This window comes from Lentzea chajnantorensis (assembly GCF_054300775.1).
Genome location: NZ_JBSDZT010000002.1, coordinates 1,974,366 through 1,999,203 on the forward strand (window position 1 = coordinate 1,974,366; position 24,838 = coordinate 1,999,203).

Annotated in this window: 23 protein-coding genes; 11 read left to right on the forward strand and 12 right to left on the reverse strand. The window is 72.3% G+C overall.

The genetic code is table 11. The features are described 5' to 3' along the window. Nucleotides 1-259: 259 nt before the first annotated feature. The 5 genes from ACVDFE_RS10550 to ACVDFE_RS10570 are packed head-to-tail and all read right to left on the reverse strand — an operon-like array spanning nucleotide 260 to nucleotide 5,917. Nucleotides 260-1,345, reverse strand: a complete 1,086-nt coding sequence (locus tag ACVDFE_RS10550; RefSeq protein ID WP_458430310.1) for a glycosyltransferase family 4 protein — start codon at nucleotides 1,343-1,345, stop codon at nucleotides 260-262. Continuing rightward, entirely contained in the window at nucleotides 1,345-3,831 is a 2,487-nt protein-coding gene (locus tag ACVDFE_RS10555; protein WP_360394967.1) for a glycosyltransferase, read from the reverse strand. The genes ACVDFE_RS10550 and ACVDFE_RS10555 overlap by 1 nt, the downstream gene beginning before the upstream one ends. A gap of 3 nt (nucleotides 3,832-3,834) precedes the next feature. Then, entirely contained in the window at nucleotides 3,835-4,386 is a 552-nt protein-coding gene (locus ACVDFE_RS10560; RefSeq protein WP_458430311.1) for a hypothetical protein, read from the reverse strand. Continuing rightward, a complete protein-coding gene (locus ACVDFE_RS10565; RefSeq protein WP_458430312.1) occupies nucleotides 4,383-5,015 on the reverse strand; it encodes a hypothetical protein in 633 nt (210 codons plus the stop codon). Before ACVDFE_RS10565 ends, ACVDFE_RS10560 begins: the two co-directional genes overlap by 4 nt. Next, a complete protein-coding gene (locus ACVDFE_RS10570; RefSeq protein ID WP_458430313.1) occupies nucleotides 5,015-5,917 on the reverse strand; it encodes a glycosyltransferase family 2 protein in 903 nt (300 codons plus the stop codon). The genes ACVDFE_RS10565 and ACVDFE_RS10570 overlap by 1 nt, the downstream gene beginning before the upstream one ends. Before the next feature lie 20 nt (nucleotides 5,918-5,937). Here ACVDFE_RS10570 and ACVDFE_RS10575 point away from each other — a divergent pair, with 20 nt between their 5' ends. From ACVDFE_RS10575 to ACVDFE_RS10585, 3 genes are all read left to right on the forward strand, one after another. Next, nucleotides 5,938-6,924 carry a glycosyltransferase family 4 protein gene (locus ACVDFE_RS10575; protein ID WP_458430314.1) on the forward strand — a complete coding sequence of 329 codons (987 nt, stop codon included), beginning with the start codon at nucleotides 5,938-5,940 and terminating at the stop codon, nucleotides 6,922-6,924. Nucleotides 6,925-6,991: 67 nt separating this feature from the next. After that, entirely contained in the window at nucleotides 6,992-8,119 is a 1,128-nt protein-coding gene (locus tag ACVDFE_RS10580; RefSeq protein ID WP_360395659.1) for a glycosyltransferase family 4 protein, read from the forward strand. 46 nt (nucleotides 8,120-8,165) lie between these two features. Beyond that, nucleotides 8,166-9,011, forward strand: a complete 846-nt coding sequence (locus ACVDFE_RS10585; RefSeq protein WP_360394981.1) for a glycosyltransferase family 2 protein — start codon at nucleotides 8,166-8,168, stop codon at nucleotides 9,009-9,011. A gap of 66 nt (nucleotides 9,012-9,077) precedes the next feature. On the opposite strand, the gene ACVDFE_RS10590 is transcribed toward ACVDFE_RS10585, so the two are convergent. Beyond that, the gene (locus ACVDFE_RS10590) at nucleotides 9,078-9,488 is read right to left on the reverse strand and encodes a hypothetical protein (RefSeq protein WP_360394983.1); all 411 of its coding nucleotides are present in this window, start codon (nucleotides 9,486-9,488) and stop codon (nucleotides 9,078-9,080) included. A 118-nt stretch (nucleotides 9,489-9,606) separates the two neighbouring features. Here ACVDFE_RS10590 and manB point away from each other — a divergent pair, with 118 nt between their 5' ends. Next, nucleotides 9,607-10,674, forward strand: coding sequence for a mannose-1-phosphate guanylyltransferase (manB, locus tag ACVDFE_RS10595; protein WP_360394987.1), 1,068 nt, complete (start codon nucleotides 9,607-9,609; stop codon nucleotides 10,672-10,674). Further along, complete coding sequence (locus ACVDFE_RS10600; protein ID WP_360394989.1) at nucleotides 10,667-11,548, forward strand: DNA-3-methyladenine glycosylase family protein; 882 nt, start codon at nucleotides 10,667-10,669, stop codon at nucleotides 11,546-11,548. Before manB ends, ACVDFE_RS10600 begins: the two co-directional genes overlap by 8 nt. 1,611 nt (nucleotides 11,549-13,159) lie before the next feature. Here ACVDFE_RS10600 and ACVDFE_RS10605 read toward each other — a convergent pair. The 4 genes from ACVDFE_RS10605 to ACVDFE_RS10620 are packed head-to-tail and all read right to left on the reverse strand — an operon-like array spanning nucleotide 13,160 to nucleotide 16,726. After that, a complete protein-coding gene (locus ACVDFE_RS10605) occupies nucleotides 13,160-13,687 on the reverse strand; it encodes an NUDIX hydrolase (protein ID WP_360394992.1) in 528 nt (175 codons plus the stop codon). Further along, a complete protein-coding gene (locus ACVDFE_RS10610) occupies nucleotides 13,684-15,006 on the reverse strand; it encodes a coenzyme F420-0:L-glutamate ligase (protein WP_458430315.1) in 1,323 nt (440 codons plus the stop codon). Before ACVDFE_RS10610 ends, ACVDFE_RS10605 begins: the two co-directional genes overlap by 4 nt. Next, nucleotides 14,999-15,952: a 2-phospho-L-lactate transferase gene (cofD, locus tag ACVDFE_RS10615; protein ID WP_458430316.1), complete on the reverse strand. Its 954-nt coding sequence runs from the start codon at nucleotides 15,950-15,952 to the stop codon at nucleotides 14,999-15,001. The genes ACVDFE_RS10610 and cofD overlap by 8 nt, the downstream gene beginning before the upstream one ends. 39 nt (nucleotides 15,953-15,991) lie before the next feature. Next, the gene (locus ACVDFE_RS10620; RefSeq protein WP_360395661.1) at nucleotides 15,992-16,726 is read right to left on the reverse strand and encodes a site-2 protease family protein; all 735 of its coding nucleotides are present in this window, start codon (nucleotides 16,724-16,726) and stop codon (nucleotides 15,992-15,994) included. A gap of 260 nt (nucleotides 16,727-16,986) precedes the next feature. On the opposite strand from ACVDFE_RS10620, the gene ACVDFE_RS10625 reads away from it, so the two are divergent. Then, nucleotides 16,987-17,283: a WhiB family transcriptional regulator gene (locus ACVDFE_RS10625; RefSeq protein ID WP_045315329.1), complete on the forward strand. Its 297-nt coding sequence runs from the start codon at nucleotides 16,987-16,989 to the stop codon at nucleotides 17,281-17,283. A 40-nt stretch (nucleotides 17,284-17,323) separates the two neighbouring features. Then, nucleotides 17,324-20,476 (forward strand): glycosyltransferase, encoded by a 3,153-nt coding sequence (locus tag ACVDFE_RS10630; protein ID WP_458430317.1) that lies wholly within the window; start codon nucleotides 17,324-17,326, stop codon nucleotides 20,474-20,476. Here ACVDFE_RS10630 and ACVDFE_RS10635 read toward each other — a convergent pair. Both ACVDFE_RS10635 and ACVDFE_RS10640 read right to left on the reverse strand, forming a co-directional pair. Beyond that, complete coding sequence (locus ACVDFE_RS10635) at nucleotides 20,433-21,134, reverse strand: hypothetical protein (RefSeq protein WP_458430318.1); 702 nt, start codon at nucleotides 21,132-21,134, stop codon at nucleotides 20,433-20,435. The two genes, ACVDFE_RS10630 and ACVDFE_RS10635, sit on opposite strands and share 44 nt — an antisense overlap. A 62-nt stretch (nucleotides 21,135-21,196) precedes the next feature. Continuing rightward, nucleotides 21,197-21,640 carry a metallopeptidase family protein gene (locus tag ACVDFE_RS10640; protein ID WP_360395004.1) on the reverse strand — a complete coding sequence of 148 codons (444 nt, stop codon included), beginning with the start codon at nucleotides 21,638-21,640 and terminating at the stop codon, nucleotides 21,197-21,199. A gap of 93 nt (nucleotides 21,641-21,733) precedes the next feature. On the opposite strand from ACVDFE_RS10640, the gene ACVDFE_RS10645 reads away from it, so the two are divergent. From ACVDFE_RS10645 to ACVDFE_RS10660, 4 genes are all read left to right on the forward strand, one after another. Then, nucleotides 21,734-22,093 carry a DUF3499 domain-containing protein gene (locus ACVDFE_RS10645; protein ID WP_197288925.1) on the forward strand — a complete coding sequence of 120 codons (360 nt, stop codon included), beginning with the start codon at nucleotides 21,734-21,736 and terminating at the stop codon, nucleotides 22,091-22,093. Nucleotides 22,094-22,187: 94 nt separating this feature from the next. Then, nucleotides 22,188-23,540 carry a phosphomannomutase/phosphoglucomutase gene (locus tag ACVDFE_RS10650; protein WP_458430319.1) on the forward strand — a complete coding sequence of 451 codons (1,353 nt, stop codon included), beginning with the start codon at nucleotides 22,188-22,190 and terminating at the stop codon, nucleotides 23,538-23,540. A gap of 13 nt (nucleotides 23,541-23,553) precedes the next feature. Then, the gene (locus ACVDFE_RS10655) at nucleotides 23,554-23,754 is read left to right on the forward strand and encodes a Trm112 family protein (protein WP_458430320.1); all 201 of its coding nucleotides are present in this window, start codon (nucleotides 23,554-23,556) and stop codon (nucleotides 23,752-23,754) included. Nucleotides 23,755-23,759: 5 nt separating this feature from the next. Continuing rightward, on the forward strand, nucleotides 23,760-24,824 hold the full coding sequence (locus tag ACVDFE_RS10660; protein ID WP_458430321.1) for a hypothetical protein: 1,065 nt from the start codon (nucleotides 23,760-23,762) through the stop codon (nucleotides 24,822-24,824). Nucleotides 24,825-24,838: the final 14 nt, after the last annotated feature.

A 24,838-nucleotide genomic window follows, 5' to 3' on the forward strand; every position in this document is an offset into this window, starting at 1 on the left:
GGGGTGACCGGTCTGGTCTGGCCGTGGGCGATGCGGGAGCCTGTTCGGCATGGTCGATTCCGGGCGCAAACCCCAGCGTCCCGCGACAACGGATTCCGACAGGCAGCGCTTCCTGCGCTGCGTTGCCGTGGTGACGGGCTCCCGACAGGCGTCGCAGAGCCAGCTCGACAGGTACGCACCGGGGCCGCATTCCCGGTGACGTGGACGACGTGGTGGGGCGTCAGGACTTCCTGACGCCCTCACGCAACAGCACAGGACGTCAGGCCTTGCTGCGCCGGTACGCGCCCAGCGTCAGCTCCGCGCACCGCCGCCACGTGAACCCCGCCGCGTGCGCCCGCCGTTCCGCCTGGGCCGCCGGGGTCGCCGGTGCCGCAACGGCTTGCGCCAGCCCGGCCGCCAGCGCCTCGACGTCACCGACCGGCACGTGCAACGCGTGTCCGCCGGCCACCTCGCGCAGCGCCGGCACGTCCGAGCACACCACGGGGACGTTGCACGCCAGCGCTTCCAGCACCGGCAGCCCGAAGCCCTCGTCGCGCGACGGCAGCACCAGCGCGGTCGCGCCCGCCACCACCGAACGCAGGTGCACGTCCGACAGGTACCCGGTCCGCAGCACCCGTCCGTCCACACCGGACCGGCCGGGGCCGACGATCACCAGCGGCGGCAGCGACGGGTCGGACGCGTGCGCCTTCGCCAGGTGGCCGAGGCCCTTGCGCGGGCCGTCGGCGCCGACGAACAGCAGGTACTCCGACGGCAGCCCCAGCCGGCCGCGCAGCGTCGTGGTCGGGGGGCGGGAGGCGAACCACGCCGGGTCGACGCCCAGCGGGGTCACGACGACCTTGTCCAGCGGCACCGAGAACCGGTCGGCGACGACGTCGGCGACGGCAGCGGTCGGCGTGCAGATCACGTCCGCGCGCTGGGCCGAGAGCCGCACGAGCTCCGGCAGCCGGGCGTCGGAGGCCGGCAGGTCACCGGGGCTGTCCAGGAACGCGAGGTCGTGGATCGTGACGACCCCGCGGGCCCTGATCGTGGGCGGCAGCACGAAGTTCGTGGCGTGCATGACGTCGGAGAACCCGGCCAGCAGCTCCACCGGCGGGAACGGCGCGCGCAGCCACAGCTGCCGCAGCGCCCGTGCCGCGACGGGCAGGCCGCGGGCCGTGACGTCGTGCGGCAGCACCGTCCGCAACGCGCGCCAGCCGCGCAGGGTGAACGCCACCGCACGGACGTCGGCCTCGTCCGGCATCGACGCCAGCTCCTCGGCCAGCGCCGCCGTGTAGCGGCCGATGCCGGTCCGGTGTCCGAGCAGGGGAGTGCCGTCGAGCAGCACCGAAAGGGGTTTGCGAGCCATCAGCCACCGCCACGCGCGATCTTGCGCAGACGCCCCGTCGCCCGCTTGGCCAACTCCGTCGGGCCACCCGCGTCCAGGTACTCGCGCACCAGCCGCAGGTCCCGCTTCACCTTGTCCGCCTTGCTCAGCTCCGGCGTGCGCACCAGCGGCGCCGAGCCGGGCAGGCGGTCCGCGGCGGGCCTGGGGTTGCGGCAGAACTCGGCCAGCGGCGCGAGTGCCGTCTCCCAGGTGTACCGCTCGCGGACGACGGCGATGCGTTCACGGCACCCGGCCGCGAACTCCTCGTCGTAGAGCACCGTCTCCAACGCGTCGGCCAGCGCCTCCGGGTTCTCCGGCGGCACCACGACGCCCAGTCCCTCCCGCGCCACCAGGTCCGCGAACGAGTCGCCGGACGTGGTGACGATCGGCAGCCCCGACCACAGGTAGTCGAGCACCCGCGTGCGGAACGCGAACGTGGTCTCCACGTGCTCGTAGTGCGTGGTGACGCCGCAGTCCGCGTCCAGCAGCCAGTTCTGCCGCTCGGTGTAGGGCACCCACCCGTCGTTGAAGAACACGTGCTCGCCGGTCAGCCCCAGCGACGCGGCCAGGCCGCGCGTCTGTCCGGCGATGTCCATGTCCGGCACCTCGGGGTTCGGGTGCTTCATGCCGAGGAAGTACAGCTTGGCGTTCGACCGCCGCTTGCGCAGGTGGTCCATGGCCTCGACGAGCGTCAGCGGGTCGAACCAGCTGTAGACGCCGCCCGCCCAGATCACGACCTTGTCCGCGTCGGTCACGCCCGGCACGACGCCCTTGATCGCCGGTGCGGTGCGCTGCGGCGGCTTGCCCGACAGTCCGAACGGGACGATGCCGAGCAGCGACTGGGTCGTGGGGTCGTTGTCGTACAACGTGGGCGTGAGCCGGCCCAGCGACGCCAGGTGGCCCAGCCAGAAGTGCCGCTGGCGTTCCGACGCGCACAGGAAGAAGTCGCCGCGTTCGAGCTGGGTGTTCAGCACGCGCGTGACCGTCTTCAGGTCCAGCGCGCGCTTCTCGTCCGTGTCGTCCTTGCCCTGTTCCAGCAGTTCCAGGTGCATCGGGTCGTACATGTCGCAGACCACGATCTTGGTCGACGACTTGCGCTTGAGCTCCTGCACCATCTCCAGCGCGTGGCCCTGCAACACGACTACGTCCGCCCACGCCACGTGCGGCGGCAGCTCCTTCGGCCGTGCCCGCTCGACGGCGAACGGTGCGTCCGGCGGCGCGCACAGCGGGTTCGTGGTGACCAGCCGCACCTGGTGCTCGCCGGACAGCACGTCCGCCATGTGCCACGCGCGGATCGCCGGACCCGCCATCCGGTCCGAGATCGCGTCACCGGTGATCACCAGGACCTTGCGCGGCTTGCCGAACACGTCGTCCAGGCCCAGTACCTCGACGAGCACGTCGTGTGCCGCCAGGTAGCGCGGCAACGGGTACGCGGGCTCCAGCGCCTTGCGCATCAACGGCACCAGGTCGGTGTCGGAGAGCCGGCGCTTGGCCTGCTCCACCTTCCGCGACTCGGCCAGCGACGGCATCAGCTCGACGAACTGGTCGATCGCGAGGAACCCGGCGAGCGCCTGCCGCGACACCCCGACCGGTTCGCGGTCGAGCGCCGGGTCCGCCGGCCTGCGGGTGATCTCCAGCTGGGTGGGGTCGATCTCGCCGCGCGCGGTCGCCCTGCGCACGCACAGCGCGAGCGCCGCGGGCAGCACCTTCGCGAGCGTCTCGTCGGAGAAGTTCTTGTAGAGCGCCGCCAGGGCGTTGCGCTCCAGCAGGTACAGCTCGCGGCTGTGGTCGATCGAGCTCATCGACGCGTGGTGGCGGTGGAACGTGAGCGACGCGGGCTCGTAGCGCACCCGCCAGCCGCGCAGGTTCATCCGCCAGCCGAGGTCGACGTCCTCGTAGAACATGAAGAACCGCTCGTCGAACCCGCCGAGCTCGCGGTAGACCTCGGCCCGCACGAACAGCGCGGACCCGGTGCCGAACAGCACGTCCCGCGGGCCGTCGTGGCTGCCGTCGTCGGGCTGGCCCGCGTGCCGCTTGTAGCCCATGCCGAACCAGGTCAGCCCGCCGTCGACGAAGTCGATGTTCGCGCCGTCCCAGTCGAGCACCTTGCTCGCGACCGCGCCGACCGCCGGTTCGGAGTGGAAGACCCTGATCGCGGCCTTCACCCAGTTCCTGTCGGCACGCGCGTCGTTGTTCAGGAACGCCAGCACGCTGCCCGTGGCGTGTTCGACGCCGAGGTTGCACCCGCCGGCGAACCCGAGGTTCTGCTGCGAGGTGACGATCCGCGCGCCCGGCAGCTCCCGCGTGAGCCGCTCGGTGTCGTGCGCCTCGTTGTCGACGACGACCACCTGCAGCAACTCGGCCGGGTAGTCGAGCTCGGCGAGACCGCGGACGCAGGTGATGGTGTCGTCCGCGCCCCGGTAGTTGACGACGACCACCGAGACGACGGGCAGAGAGGCTCGATCCACGCGCTAAGCCTGCCTCATCACTCTGCGCGCCCGCAGGCTGGTCGCACAGATCAGCAGGAGCAGGACCGCGACCGGCACGCCGGCCACCCAGCCCACCGACCAGTCGTTGCGGTCGGCGAGCAGCGGCCGCATCCACTCGTGCCGCAGCACGGTCGCCGGTCCCGGCGGCAGCCGCTTGTCGGCGTCGCCCTGCACGACGATCGTGAGCCGCGCCCCGTCCGGGCACAGGACCCGGTGCGCGTGGGCGGGGTTGTCCTGGCCGGCGACCTCGTCGACCCGTTCGACGACGCACGTGTCGCGGTGCGCGAACACGTCCATCAACGCGCGGTGACCGTCACCGGCGAGCACCGCCGTGCCCGGCACCAGCACCATCAACGCGGGCAGCACCAGCCACGGGTCGCTCAGCTCGCCGATCCCCCACGCGAACGCGCACGCGAGCAGGCAGCCGGGGACCATCACCGCGAGCCGGTGTTCGTCGGGCACGACGGCACCCAGGACGGCGGCCGCGGCGATGCCGAGCACGCCGGCCACGATCAGCGGGAGGGGCCGGCTCATGGCCGTTTCCTGAGGGCCCTGGCCAGTGGCACTAGTGCGATCATCACCAGGGGGACGCCCGTGACCACCCAGAGGTTCCACCCGCCCGGCTCCGCGAACACCGGCCGCGCCGGCGGACCGATCCTGACCTGGGCCTCGTGCCCGCGGAGGCGGTCGGGCCAGTCGCGGCTCAGCTCGACCTCGCCGCTGGGACAGGTCAGCACGTAGTCGACCGACGGGTACTTGGTCCGTGGGTGCTCGACGGCCTCGGTGACCGCGCATTGCTCCGTGTGGCCGATCTCGTCCATCACCACGCTGTGCCCGCCGAACGTGAGGACGAACGGCGCCGCGAGCCCGACGGCGAACGCGGGCAGCGCGACGGCCTTGCGCTCGCCCAGGGCGCTGATGCCGAGCGCGAAGGCGAGCCCGCCGAGCAGGCCGACGAGCAGGAAGCCGACGTCGACGGTGATGCCGAGAGCGGACCCGGCCAGGACGGCCGCGCCGCCACCCGCGACCAGCCACCGGGCGAGGCGCTGCTGCACCGCGTCGAGCGCGCGCCGGTGCGCCGGTTCCTCGGGGTCGTGGACGGGGCGTGGCTCGCGGCTCGGGCCGTTCCTCGTGCGGACCGGTCTGCGCTTGCGCCGGGACATCACCGGCCGGCCCATTCCCGCCAGACGCGCCGGCGGCCGGCCGTCGTCGTGATCCGCGCCCGCTGCCACAGCGACGCCGGCAGCCGCACCACCACCTCCGCGAGCACCCGGACGCGCAACCCGACCCGGAAGTTGGCCGCGTCCGGCACGTTCTCCCGCAACGGCAGCAGCGCCGTGATCGCGGCGAACCGCCCGAGCTGGGAGAGCGCGACCGGCAGGGGTGCGCAGCGCAGCAGCATCAGCAGGCGGTTGCGCTCGTTCCAGCGGTGGAACAGCACCGAGCCGGGCCTGGTCGACGCGCCGTGCCGGTGCCGCACCCGCGCCGGCCCGACCGAGATCACCCGGTGCCCGGCCAGCCGCAGCCGCCAGGCCGTGTCGGTGTCCTCGTAGTAGCAGAAGAAGCTCGCCGGCACCCCGCCCACGGCCCGCAGCACGCCGGTCCGCAGCAGCGCCGCCCCTCCGCAGAACCCGAACACCTCGCGCCCGGCCAGCACCACGTCCCGGCCGTACCCGTCGGCGGTCAGCGCGACGCCCACCGACTGCGTCGAGCCGTCGGTCAGCTGGATCGACGAGGTGGCCGCGGCGGCGCCGGGATCACCCTCCAGCGCCCGCTCCAGCTCGGCCAGCCACGACGGGTCGGGCACGGCGTCGTCGTTCAGCCAGGCGACGTACGGCGTCTCGACCATGGCCAGCACCGCGGCGAGACCACCGGCGTAGCCGCGGTTCGACGGCAGGCGCACGACCTCGTGCCCGCTGATCAGCGCTGCCGTGCCGTCGTCGGAGGCGTTGTCGACGACGATCGTCCTGTGTGGACTCTTCTGGGCGGAGAGGGCGTCCAGGCAGGCCGTGACGTGGTCACGGCCGCGCCACGTCACGACCACCACGGTGCTGAGCGGCGACACGGCGTGAGACGGTACGCGACGTGCCCGAGCTGGTAGTGCTGACCGAGCAACTCAACGCGCCCGTCCCCGGCGGGACCGGCCGGTACACCGCGGAGCTGCTCCGCGCCCTCCGCGCGACCGCGCCCGGCGGGTGGGGCGTGAGCACCGCCGCCACGGCCGGCGCCGACCGGAACCTGCGGGTGCCGCGGCGGGTGCTGGTGGCGCTGTGGGAGCGCGGTCTTCCGCCACACCTCGGGCCGCACGTGCACGCGCCGACACCGCTCGCACCGCGCGCGGGGGCCGTCGTGACGGTGCACGACGTCGTGCCGTGGACGCACCCCGAGACGCTCACGCCGCGCGGGGTCGCCTGGCACCGCAAGGTGATCACGCGCGCGGCCAGGGAGGCCAAGGCGCTGGTCGTGCCGACGAGGGCGGTCGCCGACCAGCTCGCCGAGCACGTCCCGGTCGAGGTCCCGGTCCACGTCGTCCCGAACGGCGTCACGAACCTCCAGGCGACCGGCAGGCCGGCGGACCTCCCCGACACCTACGTGCTCGCGATCGGCACGATCGAGCCGCGCAAGGGGTTCGACCTCCTCGTGCGGGCCACCGAACGGCTGCGCGTGCCGCTCGTGGTCGTCGGGCCGCAGGGCTGGGGCGGTGTCGACCTGCGCGCGCCGCACGTCCGGCTGCTCGGCGGCGTCAGCGACGAACGGCTGGCATCGGTGCTGGCCGGGGCCACCGCGCTGGCCGCGCCGAGCCTCGCGGAGGGGTTCGGACTGCCGGTGCTGGAGGCCATGGCGGCGGGCGTGCCGGTGGTCCACTCCGACGACCCGGCGCTCGTGGAGGTGGCGGGCGGAGCGGGCACCGCGGTGCGGCGCGGCGACCTCGCGTCGCTGACGGAGGGACTGCGGGCGGTGCTGGCCGACCCGGACCACACCAAAGAGGCCGGGATCACTCGCGCGAGTGAGTTCACCTGGGAAAAGACTGCGCGCGGTGTCTGGGCAACCCACGTGCAACCACGTAGTTGATGCATTCGGTGTAAGTGGGTTTCGCGATGACCGTACGCTGCTGACCGTGCCGATCGTCGAACCCAGCGTGCTGATCGACGCCACCGCCGTGCCCGCGGACCGAGGCGGCGTCGGGCGTTACGTGGATTCGCTCGTCGCGGCGCTCGACGCGGACGGCGCCAAGCTCTCCGTCGTCTGCCAGCCGCGTGACGAGGACCTCTTCACCAAGATCGCCCCGAACGCCCGCGTGCTCCGCGCCGCCGACGCCGTCGCCACCAGGACAGCCCGCCTGACCTGGGAACAGACGACGCTGCCGCGGCTGGTGCGCACACTGGGCGTCGACGTGCTGCACTCGCCGCACTACACGCTGCCGATCGCGAGCAAGGCCGCGTCGGTCGTGACGCTGCACGACGCGACCTTCTTCACCGACCCCGTGCTGCACTCGTCGGTCAAAGCGCGCTTCTTCCGCGCGTGGACCCGTGCGTCGCTCAAGCGCGCCGACCTGTGCGTGGTGCCGTCGCAGGCCACCGCGGACGAGCTGGTGCGCGTGGCCGGCGCCGACCGCAGGGCGTTGCACATCGCCCAGCACGGCGTCGACACCGAGCGCTTCCACCCGCCGTCGCCCGACGAGGTCCTGAACGTGCGGACCGCGCTGTCGCTGGGGGAGACGCCCTACGTGGCGTTCCTCGGCGCACTCGAACCCCGCAAGAACGTGCCGGCGCTCATCCGCGGCTTCGCCCAGGCCGTCGCCGGCCGCCCGAACCCGCCCGCGCTGGTGCTCGCCGGCCAGCCCGGCTGGGACAGCCAGGTCGAACGCGCGCTCGACTCGGTCCCGCACCGCATCCGCGTGATCCGCGCCGGCTACCTGCCGTTCGAACAGCTCGCCGGCTTCCTCGGCGGCGCGCAGCTCGTCGCCTACCCGTCGCTCGGCGAGGGCTTCGGCCTGCCGGTGCTCGAAGCGATGGCGTGCGGCGCCTGCGTGCTCACCACCCGAAGACTGTCGCTCCCGGAGGTGGGTGGCGAGGCGGTCGCGTACTGCGGTGTCGGAGCGGGTGACATCGCGGCGGCGATCGCCGAGTTGTTGGACGACCCGGCCCGCCGATCGTCGCTGGCCACGTCCGGTCAGCAGCGCGCGAAGGACTTCTCGTGGGCCGTCAGCGCCGAACGCCACCGGCTCGCCTACGAGCGCGCATCGCTCATCCGCCACCGCCGCTGACGGTGCACGCGTTTTCGCGCAACACCGAACCACTATCGTGTCGCGCGTGAACTACGGCGACGGACTAGGTGTCGTGACGGTCACGTACTCGCCGGGCGAGACGCTGGCACCGTTCGTGGACACCCTCGCGAAGGCGACAACGCGCGACATCAGGGTGATCCTCGCCGACAACGGCTCCACCGACGGCGTGCCCCAGCAGGTGGCCGCCGAACGCGAGCACGTCACCTTCGTGCCCACCGGGGGCAACCTCGGCTACGGCGGCGGAGCGAACCGCGGCGTCGCGGCACTGCCCGCCGACGTCGGCTGGATCCTGATCTCCAACCCCGACATCGAGTTCTCCCCCGGCAGCGTCGACACGCTGATCGACGCGGCGGCCCGCTGGCCCCGCGGCGGCATGTTCGGCCCCCTGATCCGCGAACCCAGCGGTGAGGTCTACCCGTCCGCGCGGCTCCTGCCGTCCGTCGGGCGGGGCATCGGCCACGCCCTGTTCGCGGTGGTGTGGCCGGGCAACCCGTGGACGCGCGCCTACCGGCAGGAGCAGGAACCCGTCGAACGCGTCGCCGAATGGCTGTCCGGGTCGTGCTTCCTGATGCGCAGGGAGGCGTTCGACGCGGTCGGCGGGTTCGACGAGAGGTACTTCATGTACTTCGAGGACGTCGACCTCGGCGACCGGGTGGCGCGGGCCGGGTGGGTCAACGTGTACGTGCCCGACGCGGAGGTCGTGCACATCGGCGGCCACTCGACGGCGCGGGCGTCGGACCGGATGCTGGCCGAGCACCACCGGTCTGCCTACCGGTACCTGGCGGACCGGCACCGCGGGGTGCTGTGGGCGCCGTTCCGGTGGGCGGTGCGAGCGGGGCTGGGGGTGCGGGTCCGGATGCTCACCCGGTGACGTTCGCGGACTGACCGCGGGTGATCCCGCTCACCCCGGAACCGGGCTCACGCGCGGGCGCGCAGGTCACATGTCGCCGCTCAACCGCTGCGAGAGCGAGGAGCGGGTCGTCTGGTGGTGGGAGACGGTCGGGATCATGCCCGGTTGCACGACCTGCGTGATCTCCGCGTCGTCGGCCGCGGCGGCGGGGGACGGCAGCGGCTGGGCCGGCACCGGGTGCTGCTGCGGGCGGTGCTGCTGCGGGCGGTGGGCCTGACCGGGGCGGGGCACGGCCGCCTGGCCCGCTGCCTGGGCGGCCGAGAGGACCATCGTCGAGTCCGGGTCGAGGCGCGGGTCCACCGCGTTGACCAGGCTGCGCGGGATCTGCAGGGTGGCCGAGGAGTCCATGGGGGACGTCATGTTGTCCGGCGTCACGATGTTCCGCCCACGTGCGCGGGCGCGGGCGAGCAAGGCGTCGGCCCGGTCGCGGGGGTCCATGTCGGATTCAGCTCCTTGCCGGGACCAGATCCCTGGCGGGACCAGACTCCATCTGACGATCTGCTTCGTGTCAGAGTATTCCGTCGAACGGCTTGCTGTAACGCGGAGGAGGAAAAAGGTGCACGGCGTTGAAGCTGTGGTGCTGGTCGGGGGTAAAGGCACCCGTCTTCGCCCGCTTACCCTGTCCGCTCCCAAGCCCATGCTCCCGACCGCGGGGGTGCCGTTCCTGACGCACCTGCTGTCGCGGATCAAGGAGGTCGGGATCACCCACGTGGTGCTCGGCACCTCCTACAAGGCCGAGGTCTTCGAGGAGTACTTCGGGGACGGGTCGAGGCTCGGGCTGGAACTGGAGTACGTGGTCGAGGAGGTGCCGCTGGACACGGCGGGCGCCATCAGGAACGTGGCCGACAAGCTGCGCGAGCCGGACGTGATGGTCTTCAACGGCGACATCCTGTCCGGCGTCGACCTGGCCGGGATCGTGGACACGCACCGGCAGCACGCGGCGGACGTCACGCTGCACCTGGTGAAGGTGGCTGACCCGCGGGCGTTCGGGTGCGTGCCCACCGACGAGCAGGGGCGCGTCCAGGCGTTCCTGGAGAAGACCGAGAACCCGCCGACCGACCAGATCAACGCGGGTTGCTACGTGTTCAAGCGCGAGGTCATCGACGCGATCCCGGCGGGCCGGCCGGTGTCGGTGGAGCGGGAGACGTTCCCGGGGCTGCTGGAGGCCGGCCGGCGGCTGCAGGGGCACGTGGACGCCACCTACTGGCTGGACCTGGGCAAGCCGGAGGCGTTCGTGCAGGGGTCGGCCGACCTCGTGCGCGGTGTCGCGCCGTCGGCCGCGGTCGCCCAGGCCGGTGACTTCCTCGTGCTCGACGGGGCGAACGTGCACGGGGGTGCGACGGTCCGCGGCGGCAGCACGGTCGGTGCGAACTGCACGGTGGCCGAGGGCGCGGTGCTCGACGGCGCGATCCTGTTCGACGGGGCCGTGGTCGGCGAGGGCGCGGTGGTCGAGCGGTCGATCGTCGGCGCCGGTGCGCTGGTGCAGGCCGGTGCGGTGCTGCGGGACGCGGTCGTGGGCGACTCGGCGGTGATCGGGGCGCGGTGCGAGCTGATCGGTGGGGCGCGCGTGTGGCCCGGCGTGGTGTTGCCGGAGGCCGGTGTGCGCTTTTCGACGGATGCCTGAGAGGAGCTGGACACCACCGTTCCCACTGGACCTGGGAGCGGTGCTCGGGCCGTTGCGCCGCGGGCCGGGTGACCCGTCCTTCAGCACGGAGGGCGGCATCTGGTTCGCGGCGAACACCCCGTGCGGGCCCGGCACGCTGCACGTCACCAGGGTCGGCGACGAGGTGCGCGCGCGGGCGTGGGGTGACGGCGGGCTGTGGCTGCTCGACGGCCTGCCCGCCCTGCTCGGCGCGGACGACCCGGTGGACGAGTTCGTCGCGCACCACGACGTCGTCGCCGAGGCGCGCCGGCGGCGGCCGGGACTGCGGCTGGGCAGCACGGGCCGGGTGTGGGACCTGCTGTTCGCCTCGATCCTGGAGCAGAAGGTCACGGGCACGGAGGCGTTCCGGACGTGGCGCGAGCTCGGCCGCCGGTTCGGCGAACCCGCGCCGGGACCGTTGCCGCTCAAGGTCCCGCCGACGCCGCAGCGGTTGCTGGGCCTGCGGGACTGGGAGTGGCACCAGTGCGGCCTCGACGGCGCGCGGCGGCGCACGCTGGTCAACGCCGCCCAGGTCGCGCACCGGCTGGAGAAGGCGGCGGAGATGCGCAGCCGTGAGCTGCTGGAGAAGGTGCCCGGCATCGGCGTGTGGACCTCCGCCGAGGTGGCGCAGCGGTCCTGGGGCGACCCGGACGCCGTGAGCGTCGGCGACTTCCACGTCGCCAAGAACGTCACGTGGGCGTTGACCGGCACGCCGGGCGACGACGACGGAATGATGGAACTCCTCGCGCCCTACACGCCACAACGGCACCGCGCGGTCTGCTACCTCCAGGCCGCGGGCCTGCACCGCCCACGGCGAGCCCCGCGGTTCTCACCGCGCGACTACCGCAAGTTCTAGCGCCCCCAGGCTGCCGACCGCCTGCAAGTGTCCTCATCGGCGCTGGCGCGCGTTTTTGCTGCGGCGATACGCGGTGAGTTCCCAGGCACGGGAACCCACCGCTCATGAGCGCTCATCCGGCCTGTTGGAGAGTTGCCCATGCTCATCACGGCTCGGTAGGAGCTGTAGACACCGCGAAGCTATGTCCAAAGGTTCGCGCTGCGCCTATTGCAGAACAGTGTTTTGGGACGGTCGCCTTGACGAGCCGTTCGCCTGTTCATCAGGCAAAACAGGACCGTACGGGGATTTGTGGACGCCTGAGTGGCGCAAATTCGCTGGTGACGGAGAACACATGCCGCGACTCGAAATGGGACGCTTTGAAGGAGGAACCGAGAGCGTTGCGCCTGGATGATGTTTGTTGTCGGACTTGTCAAGTACTCATCTCGGCGCTGACGGGTAGGCACACCCCAGGCGTCGAAGGCGTAGTCCGGTATCCGCTCATCCGGCCTGTTGAAAGGTAGTAACTGCTCATGATCTCGGTGCATGTTCCGGAACCCATCAGGTCCGGTGACAATTGCGGTTGCACGCTCCGCTCGGTTCGCCTGCGCACGAACGGTGTCGTGTGCGTCTTGGTAGTGGTGATTCTAGTCGTCCTTCAGAACCTCGGGGTGGATCCTTTCGCCGCCTTGGGCATCGTGGGGGCGTCGGGCTGGCTGAGTTCCGGGTTGATGCAGCACCTCCTCGCTGCTTCTTCGCCGCAGTCCTGCTGAGCCGGCAAAGCCCGTGACCGCAGCGTCGATGCTCTCGGTGTCGCAGCGGAAGCACCGGAAGGCCGTCACCACGGTGGCCGCCTTTCGGGCGGAGTTGTTGCGGCTGTGCAATCGAAGGGGTCAGCCCCTCACGGTCGAAGAGATGTCCCGACGGTCGGGGCGTCCTGCAGCGCTCTTCCGGCACTTCCTGCGCGGTGGCTCTGTGTTGCCGGACTGGCAGGTCGTGCAAGCCGTACTCACGGCCACAGGTGAAACGTCGCCTCAGGCAACCACCGCGTGGAAGCGGCGTTGGGCGGCCTTGGAGCGCCAACGGGACGGAGAGGCTGCGAGCGTGGCGAGACGCCATCGCAGCAAGCGTCAAGCCAGGATCTCAGAATTCTATGTGACGACGAATTATGAGGATGCAGGTACGTACGCGACAGATAACCCCGATATCTCATGGCGTCTTCTGGAGGATGAGAGCGAGGGGCGGAGCGATCTTGGCAATGCCGTCGTGAGCCTCTCCGCTGAACAACGCGATCGCCGCCATAAGTCCGGGCGAGTACGTATCGGCCTTGGCGGAACTTCAGAGGACGGCTGGGTTTTCATACGCCGTCGTAGCTGAGCGCAGCAGAGGGCGACTGTCCAAGTCCAGCGCTCATCGAATAGTGACCAGTGGTCGGCTTCCGGCCAAGAAGGCGACTCTTGTCGCATACCTGATGGGATGTGGTGTTACCCGGCCGTTGGAACAGCGGCTGTGGGTAGACAAGTGGGAGCAACTCCGTCGGAGGTCGCCGTTGGCTCCGTAGGAGTGACTGTGTCCCCATGCTTGCCATGGGGACACAGCACTGCGGAGACTTGCGGTCATCAGGTGATGCAAGTTCTAGCGCAGGCGGGCCAGGGCCGACTCGATCAACGGGTGCAGGTCGTCCACGTCGGCCGGCAGCGAGTCCAGCGGCCACCACTGCAGGTCCACCGACTCGGCCGAGCGCACCGGCTGCGCACCGACCGGGGCGCGCACCAGGAACCGCACGTCGAAGTGCCGGGTCGGCACGCCCAGCGAGCACGTGATCGGGTGCACGTCGAGGTGGATCGGGGTCGGTTCGATCCGCAGCCCGCGCATGCCGGACTCCTCGGTGGCCTCGCGCAACGCGGCCGCGGCCAGCGAGACGTCCTCCGGCTCGCAGTGACCGCCGAGCTGCAGCCACCGGCCGACGCGCGGGTGCAGCGTCAGCAGCACGTGCTCGGCCGTCGCGTCCAGCACCAGTGCCGAGGCCGTGAGGTGCCCCGGCTCGCACGACCGCTGACAGGCGTCCTCGCGTGCGGCCAGGAAGCCCAGGTAGGCCTCCTTCAACGCGTCCTGCCCCGAGAACGCCCGCAGGGTCGCGACGGCGTCGGCGTGCAGTGTCACAGCTCGATCAGTCCTTCCAGCGGTGCGCGGGGGACCAGCGGCTCCAGCGGGTGGCCCACGGCCACCGCGCCCAGCGGCTCCCAGTCCCGCGGCACGTCCAGCACGGAACGCACGACGTCCGCGCAGAAGATCGTCGACGACACCCAGCACGAACCGAGGCCCTCGGCGGCCAGCGCCACCAGCAGCCCCTGCACGGCGGCGCCGCCGGCGATCGTGAACATCGTCTTCTCGGCGTCGGCCCGCCGCGCGTCGGGGTAGGTGTGCGCGCCTTCGCGGACGAGGAACGGCACCACCACCTCCGGCGCCTCCACCAGCAGGTCGCCCCGGCGCACCCGGCGCGCGACCTGCTCGTCGGTGAACCCGTCGCCGCGCAGGTCGCGTTCCCACTGCTCGCGCATCGCCGCCAGCAGCGCGGCCCGCTTCTCCCGCACCAGCACGAACCGCACCGGCCCCGTGTGGTGCGGAGCGGGTGCGGTCAGCGCCGCCCCGACCGCGCGCCGCAGCACCGCGAGGTCCACCGGCTCGTCCGAGTAGAACCGCACGGACCTGCGCAGCAGCACGGCCTCCGCGCGGCCCTGGGCCAGCGCCTCCTCCGTGCCGAGGCGGAACAGGTCGAACTCGGTCGGCCTGGTCAGCTCCCGCGCGCTCGACCCGTCGTCGACCACCTCGTACCCGCGCAGCACCGCCACCGGCACCGCGCCGAGCTTGCCCTTGACCAGGTCGGCCGCCGCCGCGATCTCGTCGGCCACCGCGACCTGCGTGACGAACAGCTCGTTGCCGTGCCGGTCGACCGAGCCCGCGTAGTCGTGCAGCACGCGCAGACCGGACGCGCCGATCGCGGCATCGGTCTGACCGACTCGCCACGCACGGCCCATCGTGTCGGTGACGACCACGGCCACGTCCACGCCGAGCAGGGACTTCACCGCGGCGCGCAACGCCGCCGCCGACCCGTCCGGGTCCAGCGGCAGCAGCGCGATCTCGTCACCGGCGACGTTCGAGGCGTCGACACCGGACGCGGCCTGCACGATGCCCAGCCGGTTCTCGGTGATCAGCGTCCTGCCCCTGCGGGCCAGCACCCGCACCGACTCCGCGGTCACGTGCTCGCGGCGGACGCGGTCGCGCTCCTCGGGGTCGGCGGGCACGGTGACCAGCCTGCCCTCCACTTTGGACAGCACCTTGGAGGTCACGACGAGCACGTCGCCGTCGCGCAGCCAGGGCGCGGCGGTCGTGATCGCACGGGCCAGGTCGTCGCCCGGCCGGAACTCCGGCAGACCGGGCACCGGCAGCAGCTCCAGCGCGGCCGCGGCGTGGTCAGCCAACGTCGACCCCGGCGAGGTCGAGCGCGGCGCGCGCCATCTGCGCCGTCGCGTCCACATCGGACATCAGCAGCGGCACCGCGCGCACCGCGACCCCCGGCACGTCGGCGCGGTCACCGGTGTTGACCAGCCACGCGTCCAGGATGCCGTCCTCGGAGCACTTGCGGGAACCGTAGAGCCGCCCGACCCCCTCGGCGGAGGTCTCGACACCGATCGCGTCCAAACAAGCGTCCGCCATGCCGCGCAACGGTTTGCCGCCGATGATCGGCGACAGGCCCACGACACCGGCGTCCGTCTTGCGCAGCGCGTCCCGCACACCCGGCACGTTCAGGATCGTGCCGATGCTCACGACGGGGTTCGACGGGGCCAGCACCACGGCGTCGGCCTCGGCGATCGCGTCGAGCACCCCGGGACCGGCGGTGGCGGTCTCGGCACCGACGAACGCGAACGACTTCGCGGGCACGGCCGCGCGGTGCTTGACCCACCACTCCTGGAAGTGGATGGCCTTCGTCTCGCCGTCGAGCTCGACGACGACGTGCGTCTCCACCCGGTCGTCCGACATCGGCAGCAGCTTCACGCCCGGCTGCCAGCGGGTGCACAGCGCCTCGGTGACCGCGGACAGCGGGTAGCCGGCGCGCTGCATCCGGGTGCGGACGAGGTGCGTGGCGATGTCCCGGTCGCCGAGCCCGAACCAGCTGGGCTCGGCGCCGTAGGCCATCAGCTCTTCCTTGACGGTCCACGACTCGTCCGCACGGCCCCAGCCGCGCTCGGAGTCGATGCCGCCGCCCAGCGTGTACATGCAGGTGTCGAGGTCGGGGCAGATGCGCAGTCCGTGCATCCACACGTCATCGCCGGTGTTGACCACCGCGGTGACGTCGGCTCCCAGGTGCTTGAGCCCTTGCAGGAACCTCGCGCCGCCGACCCCGCCGACCAGTGCTACGACCTTCACGCCGGGCCATGCTTCCACAGCGCCCCGAGGCGCCCGGAGTCAGCGCCAGAACATGAAGTTGGCGTAGCCGTAGAACGCGCCGACGGAGTTGCCGCCGATGAGCTCGAACACCCACGTCGAGACCTGGAACAGCAGCCGGCTGACCTCGGAGAAGGTGAACAGGACGGCGAACAGCACCAGCGGCGCCCACGGCCGGACCTTGGCGCCGAAGCGCTGGGCCTCGTACGACATGAACGGCTCCCACACGCCCCAGCCGTCCAGGCCGGGGATGGGCAGGATGTTCAGCACGAAGGCGAGCACCTGCAACAGTGCCAGGTACGAAATGGCCGCCGTGAGCGCTCCCGGCGGGTCGAACAGCGCCACGACCGCGACCAGCAGGGCACCGACCGCCAGGTTGGTGGCCGGGCCCGCCAGCGAGACCATCGACTCGACCTTCTTGGAGCGCAGCGCGTGGTGGTTGATCCACACGGCACCACCCGGAAGGGGGATTCCGCCGAGCGCGAGCAGGACGAGCGGCAGGACGATGCTGAGCACCGGGTCGGTGTAGCGGCGGATGTCGAGGGTCAGGTATCCCTTGTCGCGCACCGAGAAGTCGCCACCCCGGTAGGCGACGGCCGCGTGCCCGAACTCGTGCAGGCACAACGTCACCGCCCAGCCGGCGAGCACGAACAGGACGGTGCCGGCGATGACGGCCACATCGCCTTCGAACAGGGTGAGGACGGCTCCGGCGGCGGTCGCCGCGAGCAGGCCGAGGAACAGTGGACTGGGGCGCACCGCTGATCGCTTCACCCCACCAGTGTGGCGTGTCGGCTGGCGCGGTGGGCCGTTCGGGGACGGGTTGCGGTACGTGGATCACCGTCTGTGCTGCACGTCAAGGTTTCAACGGCCATCTGCGCGAATATCCCCCGACGTGTGGACTCGGCTTGACCCCCCGCTGTGACGCAGGTGTAATCACATCGGTGTCATTCGTCGTTGTGGGAACGGCGTCTGGCGTCCGCCAACCGGGGAGAGCGGAAGGCGAGGAGGCGGACGAAATGCAGGAATTCGAAGAAGATCACGTCGCGCAGCCGGTCGTACAGGGCGAACTGTCGTACCTGTTCGACCCAGCCGACGAGCAGGACTGGCAGGAACGCGCCCTGTGCGCGCAGACGGATCCCGAGGCGTTCTTCCCCGAAAAGGGTGGTTCGACGCGGGAGGCCAAGCGCATCTGTCTGGGTTGCGAGGTGCGTTCGGAGTGCCTTGAGTACGCGCTCCAGCACGACGAACGCTTCGGCATCTGGGGCGGTCTCTCGGAGAGAGAACGCCGCAAGCTGAAGAAGCGAGCCGTCTGAGACGTCTGGAAGTGTGATCTTTTTGCCTTAACTTGAGGGAGTGACAAGCCCTCACCCGAGGCTCCGGACCGCGCCGGTGCTGTGCGTCCTGGTCTGCCACGACGGCGACCAGTGGCTCAGCACGGCGCTGTCCGCTTTGCGGCGTCAGCGAATTCGTCCCCGCCACGTGATCGCGGTCGACACCGGATCCCACGATCGCACCGCGAAAGTACTGGCGGAGGCCGAAGATCTGCTCGACGGCGTGCTGTCGCTGCCGCGCGGTACCGGTTTCGGCACCGCGCTGCGGCTGGCGGTCGAGCACGCCGTCGACCGCTGGGGAGACCCCGGCAAGTGGCTGTGGCTGCTGCACGACGACAGCGCACCCGAACCGGACTGCCTGGCCGCACTGCTGACCGCGGCCGAGGTCTCGCCCTCCGCCGCGGTGCTCGGCCCGCTCTGCCTCGACTGGGAGGACCCCCGGCTCGTCGTGGAGGCGGGTCTCTCGACCGACGCCTCCGGCCACCGGCAGACCGGGCTCTCGTCCACCGAGCACAGCGCGCTGTTCCAGCAGAGCGCCGAGGTGCTCGCGGTGTCGTCGGCGGGGTCGCTCATCCGCCGCGAGGTCTGGCACGCGCTCGGCGGGTACGACGAGGCGATGCCGTTGCTGCGCGACGACGTCGACTTCGGCTGGCGGGTCAACCGCGCGGGCCACCTGGTGCTCTGCGTCCCGGTCGCCCGGATGCGGCACGCCCGTGCGGCGACGAAGGGCCTGCGCCGGCTGGACGCGGCCGTCGCACGACCCGGTCCGTCGGTCCGCGGCGTCGACCGCGCGCACGGGATGCGCACGTTCCTGGTCAACACCTCGGGTCCCTCGTTCCTCATCGGACTCCCGCGCCTGCTGTTGTTGTCCCTGCTGCGGGCGCTGGGCTTCCTGCTGCTCCGACGTCTCGCCGACGCGCACGCGGAGGTGGGTGCCGCCCGGTACCTGCTGACCCGCGGCCGGTTGCTGGAGGGACGCAGGGCGCGGCGCGGTTCCGCGGTCGTGCCCGGCCTCTTCACGAGCAGGCTGACCCGGTTCCGCAACGCCCTGCGCGCCGGGGCCGCGTTCCTGATCCGCCGCCGCGTCGAGGCCGACGCCGCACTGGGTCGTTTGCCCGCAACCGATTCCGGGTCCGCGTGGCTGGAGCCGTCCGAAGTGGACTCGCCGCGGCCGGTCGGACCGTCCGCGCTGCCGGCCGGCGCACGGGGCCGGCCGCGGGTCGCGGGCCTGCGCCGCCCGCCCGTCGTGGTCACGGTCGACGCGGCGCTGCCGGGTGCGCTGCGGCCGTCGCCCAAGCCGCGGCCCTCACCGGGACCGCGCCGCGACATGGTGTTCGTCGAGGTCGACCAGGGCCGGGTGCTGCGGTCGCTGGTGCTGGCACCACCGGTGTTGCTGCTGCTGGGGCTGTCGGCGCTGGCGGTGGTGGCGAACTGGTCGCGGCTCGGCCTGGACCTCGCGGGCGGCCGGCTGCTGCCGGTCGGGTCGCTCGGCGAGGTGTGGTCGGCGTACCTGGCGTCGTGGCACCCGGTGGCCGGCGGAACAGCGGCCCCGGCTCCCGCGGCGCTGGCGTTCCTCGGCCTGGTGCCGGGCGGGCCCCGGTTCGCGGTAGCGATGCTGCTCCTGGGTGACATCCCGTTGGCGGCCTTGTCGGCGTACATCGCTTCCCGTGGCATGCGCGTACGGCGTTCCGTGCGCGCGGTGGTCGCCGCGTTCTACGGCTTGCTGCCCGTGTCGACGACCGCCGTTGCCGAAGGGCGCCTGGACGTCGTCGTCGTGCACATCGTCACGCCGTTGGTGTTCGCCGGCGTGTACGCGGTCTTGCGCGCGTCGTCCACGCACGCATGGCTCGCCATGGCCTCGGGAACGGCCGTCGGCGTCGCCGTGCTCGGCGCGTTCTCGCCGCTGAGCCACGTGGTGGCGCTGGTGGGGGCCCTGGTCGGCTTCGTGGCGGTGTCGGGCGGTGCCCGCCGGATCGCCGCGCTGTTCGCGATCGTCCTGCTGCCGATGGCGCTGCTGCTGCCGTGGCCCGCCGTCCTGCTGCAACACCCCGAGATGGTCCTGAACGGCCTCGGCGCCGCCTACTCGTCACCGCCGCCGAACCTGATCGTGTGCTCGGTCTTCGCGGCCGCCGCGTTCGCCGCCGCGGTCCTGCGCCCGAACGCGGCGATGCTGCCCGGCCTGTTCGTGGTCGTGCTGGCGATCGGCGCGCTGGCCGCGGTCACCGCCTTCCACGCCTGGCCGGGAACACCGCTGGTGATCCTCGCCTGGGGCCTCGTCTGGGTGGTGCTGGCCGGGTGCCGGCGCGGTGTCACGCCGGGCGTCGCCGGTCGGCTGCGGGTGCGGCGCGCGGTGTACGCCGTGGGTGTGGTGACGCTGGCCAGCCTGGGTGTCGCGGGGGTGCTCGACCTGCGGACCGGTCCGCTGCGCGCCGACGGTGGCGAGCAGCTGAGCGCGTCGCTGACAGCGGAGCTGGACCGCTCGGGCCGGTCGGTGCTGGTCCTCGGCACCCCGACCCGCCAGGTGGCCGGCCGCATGCCCGCCTTCGGCGACGACGACCTCGTGCCGACCACGTCCTCACCCGCACGCCTGCGCCGGTGGACCACGTCCCTGCTCGACGGGTCGTCCTCCGCCGTGGGGGTGGCGCTGGCCCAAGCGGCGTCGTCCGGCGTGTCGTTCGTGGTGCTGCCCACTGCCGCGGACGCCGATCGCGTGCGTGCCGCGGCGGGGGAGCTGGTGTCGGTGGCGGCACCGACGACCGCGGGCCGTCCCGTGCTGCGCATCCGGCTGGTGTCCGACACCGGCGTGCTGCTGCCGCCGGAACTGGCCCGCCGCGCGCGCACCGGCGGCGACCCGCCCGCGGAACCGGCAGCGGAGGTGGCGCCGGTGAACGTGACGCTGCCGGACGTGGCGGTGCGGGTCTCGCCGGGCTCCGACGGGCGGGTGCTGGTGCTCGCGGCCGAGGACGAACCGGGCTGGGAGGTGTTCGTGGACGGTCAGCAGGTGCCGGTCGTGCGGTCCTGGGGCCACCTCGTCGGCGTGCCGCTGCCGGGGGCGGGGGCCGAGGTGAGGGTGACGATGAGCACAACCCTGCGGGACCTGCTGCTGCTCGCGCAGGCCGCGGTGGCGTTGTTCACGGTGCTGACGGCGATCCCCACGCGGCGGCGCCAGGCGTGAGCGGGCCGCTGTAGGTGCCGTGAGTGAGCGGGCCGCAGTAGGTGCCGTGCGTGGGCGGGCCGCCGTGGGTGTCGTGCGTGGGCGGGCCGCTGTAGGTGCCGTGGGTGCGCGGGCCGCTGTAGGTGTCGTGCGTGGGCGGGCCGCCGTGGGTGTCGTGCGTGGGCGGGCCGCCGTGGGTGTCGTGCGTGGGCGGGCCGCTGTAGGTGCCGTGGGTGCGCGGGCCGCTGTAGGTGTCGTGCGTGGGCGGGCCGCCGTGGGTGTCGTGCGTGGGCGGGCCGCCGTGGGTGTCGTGCGTGGGCGGGCCGCTGTAGGTGCCGTGGGTGCGCGGGCCGCCGTGGGTGTCGTGCGTGGGCGGGCCGCCGTGGGTGTCGTGCGTGGGCGGGCCGCTGTAGGTGCCGTGGGTGCGCGGGCCGCCGTGGGTGTCGTGCGTGGGCGGGCCGCCGTGGGTGTCGTGCGTGGGCGGGCCGCCGTGGGTGTCGTGCGTGGGCGGGCCGCCGTGGGTGTCGTGCGTGGGCGGGCCGCCGTGGGTGTCGTGCGGGTGCGGGCCGCCGTGGGTGTCGTGCGGGTGCGGGCTGCCACAGGTGCCGTGCGTGGGCGGGCCGCTGTAGGTGCCGTGAGTGAGCGGGCCGCCACAGGTGCCGTGCGTGTTTCCACACACACGACGGCGCCGGGATCCCCCGATTTTGATTCTAGTCGCGGGGTCCGACAGTCGGCGGGGCCTCAGCCCTCGTCGATCACGTCCGGGTCCAGCCCGAGGTAGTTCGCCACCTGCTCCACCAGCACCTCGTGCACGAGGTCCGCGAGGTCCGCGCCGTCCTTCGCGCGGGCCTCCAGCGGCCGGCGGTACAGCACGATGCGGGCGCGCTGGTCCGAACCCGCGGGCAGCAGGCGCGCGAGCGGCACGTTGCCGTCCTCGACGACCCCGTCCTCGCCCTCCACCTGCACGTCGGGCACGTCGTCGACGGCCACGTCGAGCTGGGTGAGCTCGGTGCGCCAGCGGGCCTCGATGGGCTCCAGCGCCTCGATCACCAGAGCGTCGAAGCGCTCCGCCCGTGAGCGGGCCGCGGGCAGGGTGGCCGGGTAGAGCGGACCGCGCAGGCCCCTGCCGTGCCGGTCGCGACTGCGCCGACGCGGCGAATCCTGCCGCCGTGAACCCCGTGCCATCACCACAACCCAGCAGCCTAGTTGCTGTCCCGCGGGAGCAAACACAGCGTGCCTCACACACAGCCCCGCGTGGACGCGCTATCGTCCCGGATCGTGCGGAGCGTGAGACGGTGCTCGCGAACCGGGTGTGCTAACCCGGCTGTCGCCACGCTCACCTACGCCTATGCGGACTCCACCGCAGTCGTCGGACCGCTCGCCACGTACTCCGAACCGCACAGCTACGACCTGTGCGAGGAGCACGCGATGCGGCTCACGGCGCCGCGCGGCTGGGAGGTCGTGAGGCATCAGGGTGAGTTCGCGGCCCCCGAGCCGAGCGTGGACGACCTGACGGCGCTTGCCGAGGCCGTGCGCGAGGCCGGACGAGCAGATGTGACCCCGAAGCTGCCCGAGGTCCCGGCGGGGACCCAGCGGCGCGGTCACCTGCGCGTTCTTCCGGATCCGCACGAGGACTGAGCCACTCAACCCACGACCACACGCGTCGCTGATCTGCTCGCCGGTAGGCTGCCCTGGCAGTGGCCGTCAAGAGCGAGTTTCGGGAGTGTGCGGCGTGCGTGACCTGTCCGGCATCGTCAAGGCGTACGACATCCGCGGGGTGGTCGGCGAACAGCTGGACGCCGGTGTGGTTCGCGACTTCGGGGCGGCCTTCGCCCGCCTGGTCGGCGGACCCGCGATCGTGATCGGGCACGACATGCGCGACTCCTCGCCCGAGCTGTCCAGGGCGTTCGCCGAGGGCGCGCAGGCGCAGGGCGTCAACGTGATCAGCATCGGTCTCGCCAGCACCGACATGCTGTACTTCGCCTCCGGCAAGCTCGACCTGCCCGGCGCGATGTTCACCGCGAGCCACAACCCGGCGCAGTACAACGGCATCAAGCTCTGCCGCGCGGGCGCGAGCCCGGTCGGCCAGGACACCGGTCTCGCGCAGATCCGCCAGGACGCGGAGAACCAGGTGCCGGACGCGGAGGGCGTCGAGCCCGGCACGTTCGAGGAGCGCAACATGCTCGTCGACTACGCGGCGTACCTCAACGAGCTGGTCGACCTGAAGAACATCCGCCCGCTCAAGATCGTCGTGGACGCGGGCAACGGCATGGGCGGCTACACCGTGCCCCAGGTCTTCGAGGGCCTGCCCATCGAGGTCGTGCCGATGTACTTCGAGCTCGACGGCAGCTTCCCCAACCACGAGGCGAACCCGCTCGACCCCAAGAACATCGTGGACCTGCAGGAACGCACCAAGGCCGAGGGTGCCGACGCCGGTGTCGCGTTCGACGGTGACGCCGACCGCTGCTTCGTCGTGGACGAGAACGGCGACCCGGTCAGCCCCTCCGCGATCACGGCGCTGGTCGCCGTGCGCGAGCTGGCCAAGGACCCCGGCGGCACGGTCATCCACAACCTGATCACCTCGCACGCCGTGCCCGAGATCGTGCGCGAGCACGGCGGCAACCCCGTGCGCACCCGCGTCGGCCACTCGTTCATCAAGGAGGAGATGGCCAAGACCGGCGCCATCTTCGGTGGCGAGCACTCGGCGCACTACTACTTCCGCGACTTCTGGCGTGCCGACACCGGCATGCTGGCCGCGCTGCACGTGCTGGCCGCGCTCGGCGAGCAGGACGGCCCGCTGTCGGCCCTGACCTCGGACTACAACCGCTACGCCGCCTCCGGTGAGATCAACTCCACGGTGACCGACCAGGCCGGCCGCATCGCCGCCATCAAGGACGCCTACGGCGCGAAGGACGGCGTCACGATCGACGAGCTGGACGGTCTGACCGTGCAGCTGCCGGACGGGTCGTGGTTCAACCTGCGGGCCTCGAACACCGAGCCGCTGCTGCGCCTGAACGTCGAAGCCGCCAACGCCGAGGCCGTCGCCGCACTGCGCGACGAGGTCCTGGCGATCGTGCGGGGCTGAGGAGAGAACAGAAGTGGCCGTCAAGCTCGAAGAGCAGTTGCTGGACATCCTGGCCTGCCCGTGCCCCGAGCACGCCCCGTTGCGGCTCGGGACGCCGGACGACCCGGAGGCGGACTTCCTCACGTGCACCGCGTGCGGCCGTTCGTTCCCGGTGCGCGACGGCATCCCGGTCCTGCTGCTCGACGAGGCGGTCGAGCCGCCGCCGGCTGGGTGACGTAGGTGCTCGACGACACGCTGCTCGACGACTCGAGCCGCCTCGCCGACGCCGACACGGGCGGCTGGCTGCGTGCCGCCGCACGGGCCGGCGCCCAGGTGCGCGCCACCGCGGAGGCCGCGGCCGAGGCGGGGGTGGACCGGGTCTTCGCCGAACGCCCCCGCGCGGTCGTCCTGGTCACCCGGCCCGGTCACGCCGTCGCGGTGGCGGGCGTCGTCGTGGCGTTGCTCGGTCCGGGGTGCTCGGTGCCGGTCGTGGTGTCCGACGAGGTGCCGCCGTGGGTCGGCGCGCTCGACGTCGTGCTCGCGCACACCGAGGACCCCGGTGACCGGGTGCTCGCCGAGTCGATCGACCGCGCCGCCCGCAGGGGCGCGCGGACCCTGGTGACCGCGCCGGACTCCGGCCCGGTCGCCGCCGCGGCCGCGGGCAGGGCGGTGCTGCTGCCGCCGCGCGTGGACGTGCCGCCGGGCTTCAGCTTCCACCGCGCGCTCGCCGCGTGGCTCACGGTGCTGGGCTCGCTCGGCCTGCTGAAGGTCGACGTCGACCTGATCGCCGACGAGCTCGACCGCGAGGCCGAGCGCAACCACCCGGTGCACGAGTCGTTCGTGAACCCGGCGAAGTCGCTGGCCCTGCGCGTGGCCGACCGCACGCCGCTGCTGTGGGGCCTCGACGACGTCGCCACGTCCGTCGGGGTGCACGGCGCGGGCGTGCTGGCCGCGTTCGCCGGGGTTGCCTCTGACGTCGCCGGGTATCCGCAGGCACTGACCCGCCCGGTGCTGCACCGGCGGGCCGTGCAGGGAACTTCCGGCGCGGACCTGTTCGCCGACCCGGACGACGAGACCGGTGGACTCGTCCGCGTGCTGTTGCTGGCCGTGCGCCAGGGCCCCGTGGCCGAGGCGCTGCGGCGCGCCGCCGAGGACGCGCTGCCCGGTGCCGACGTGCTCGAACCGGCGGTCGAGGTGGTGGCGGGAGGCGACGCGGTCAGCGCCGCGCTGCTCGCGCTCCGCTTCGAGCTCGCCGCGTTGTACCTCGGGCTGGCCGCCGGAACGCTCGGCGGCAACCCGTACTGAGTTTGGGGAGCTGA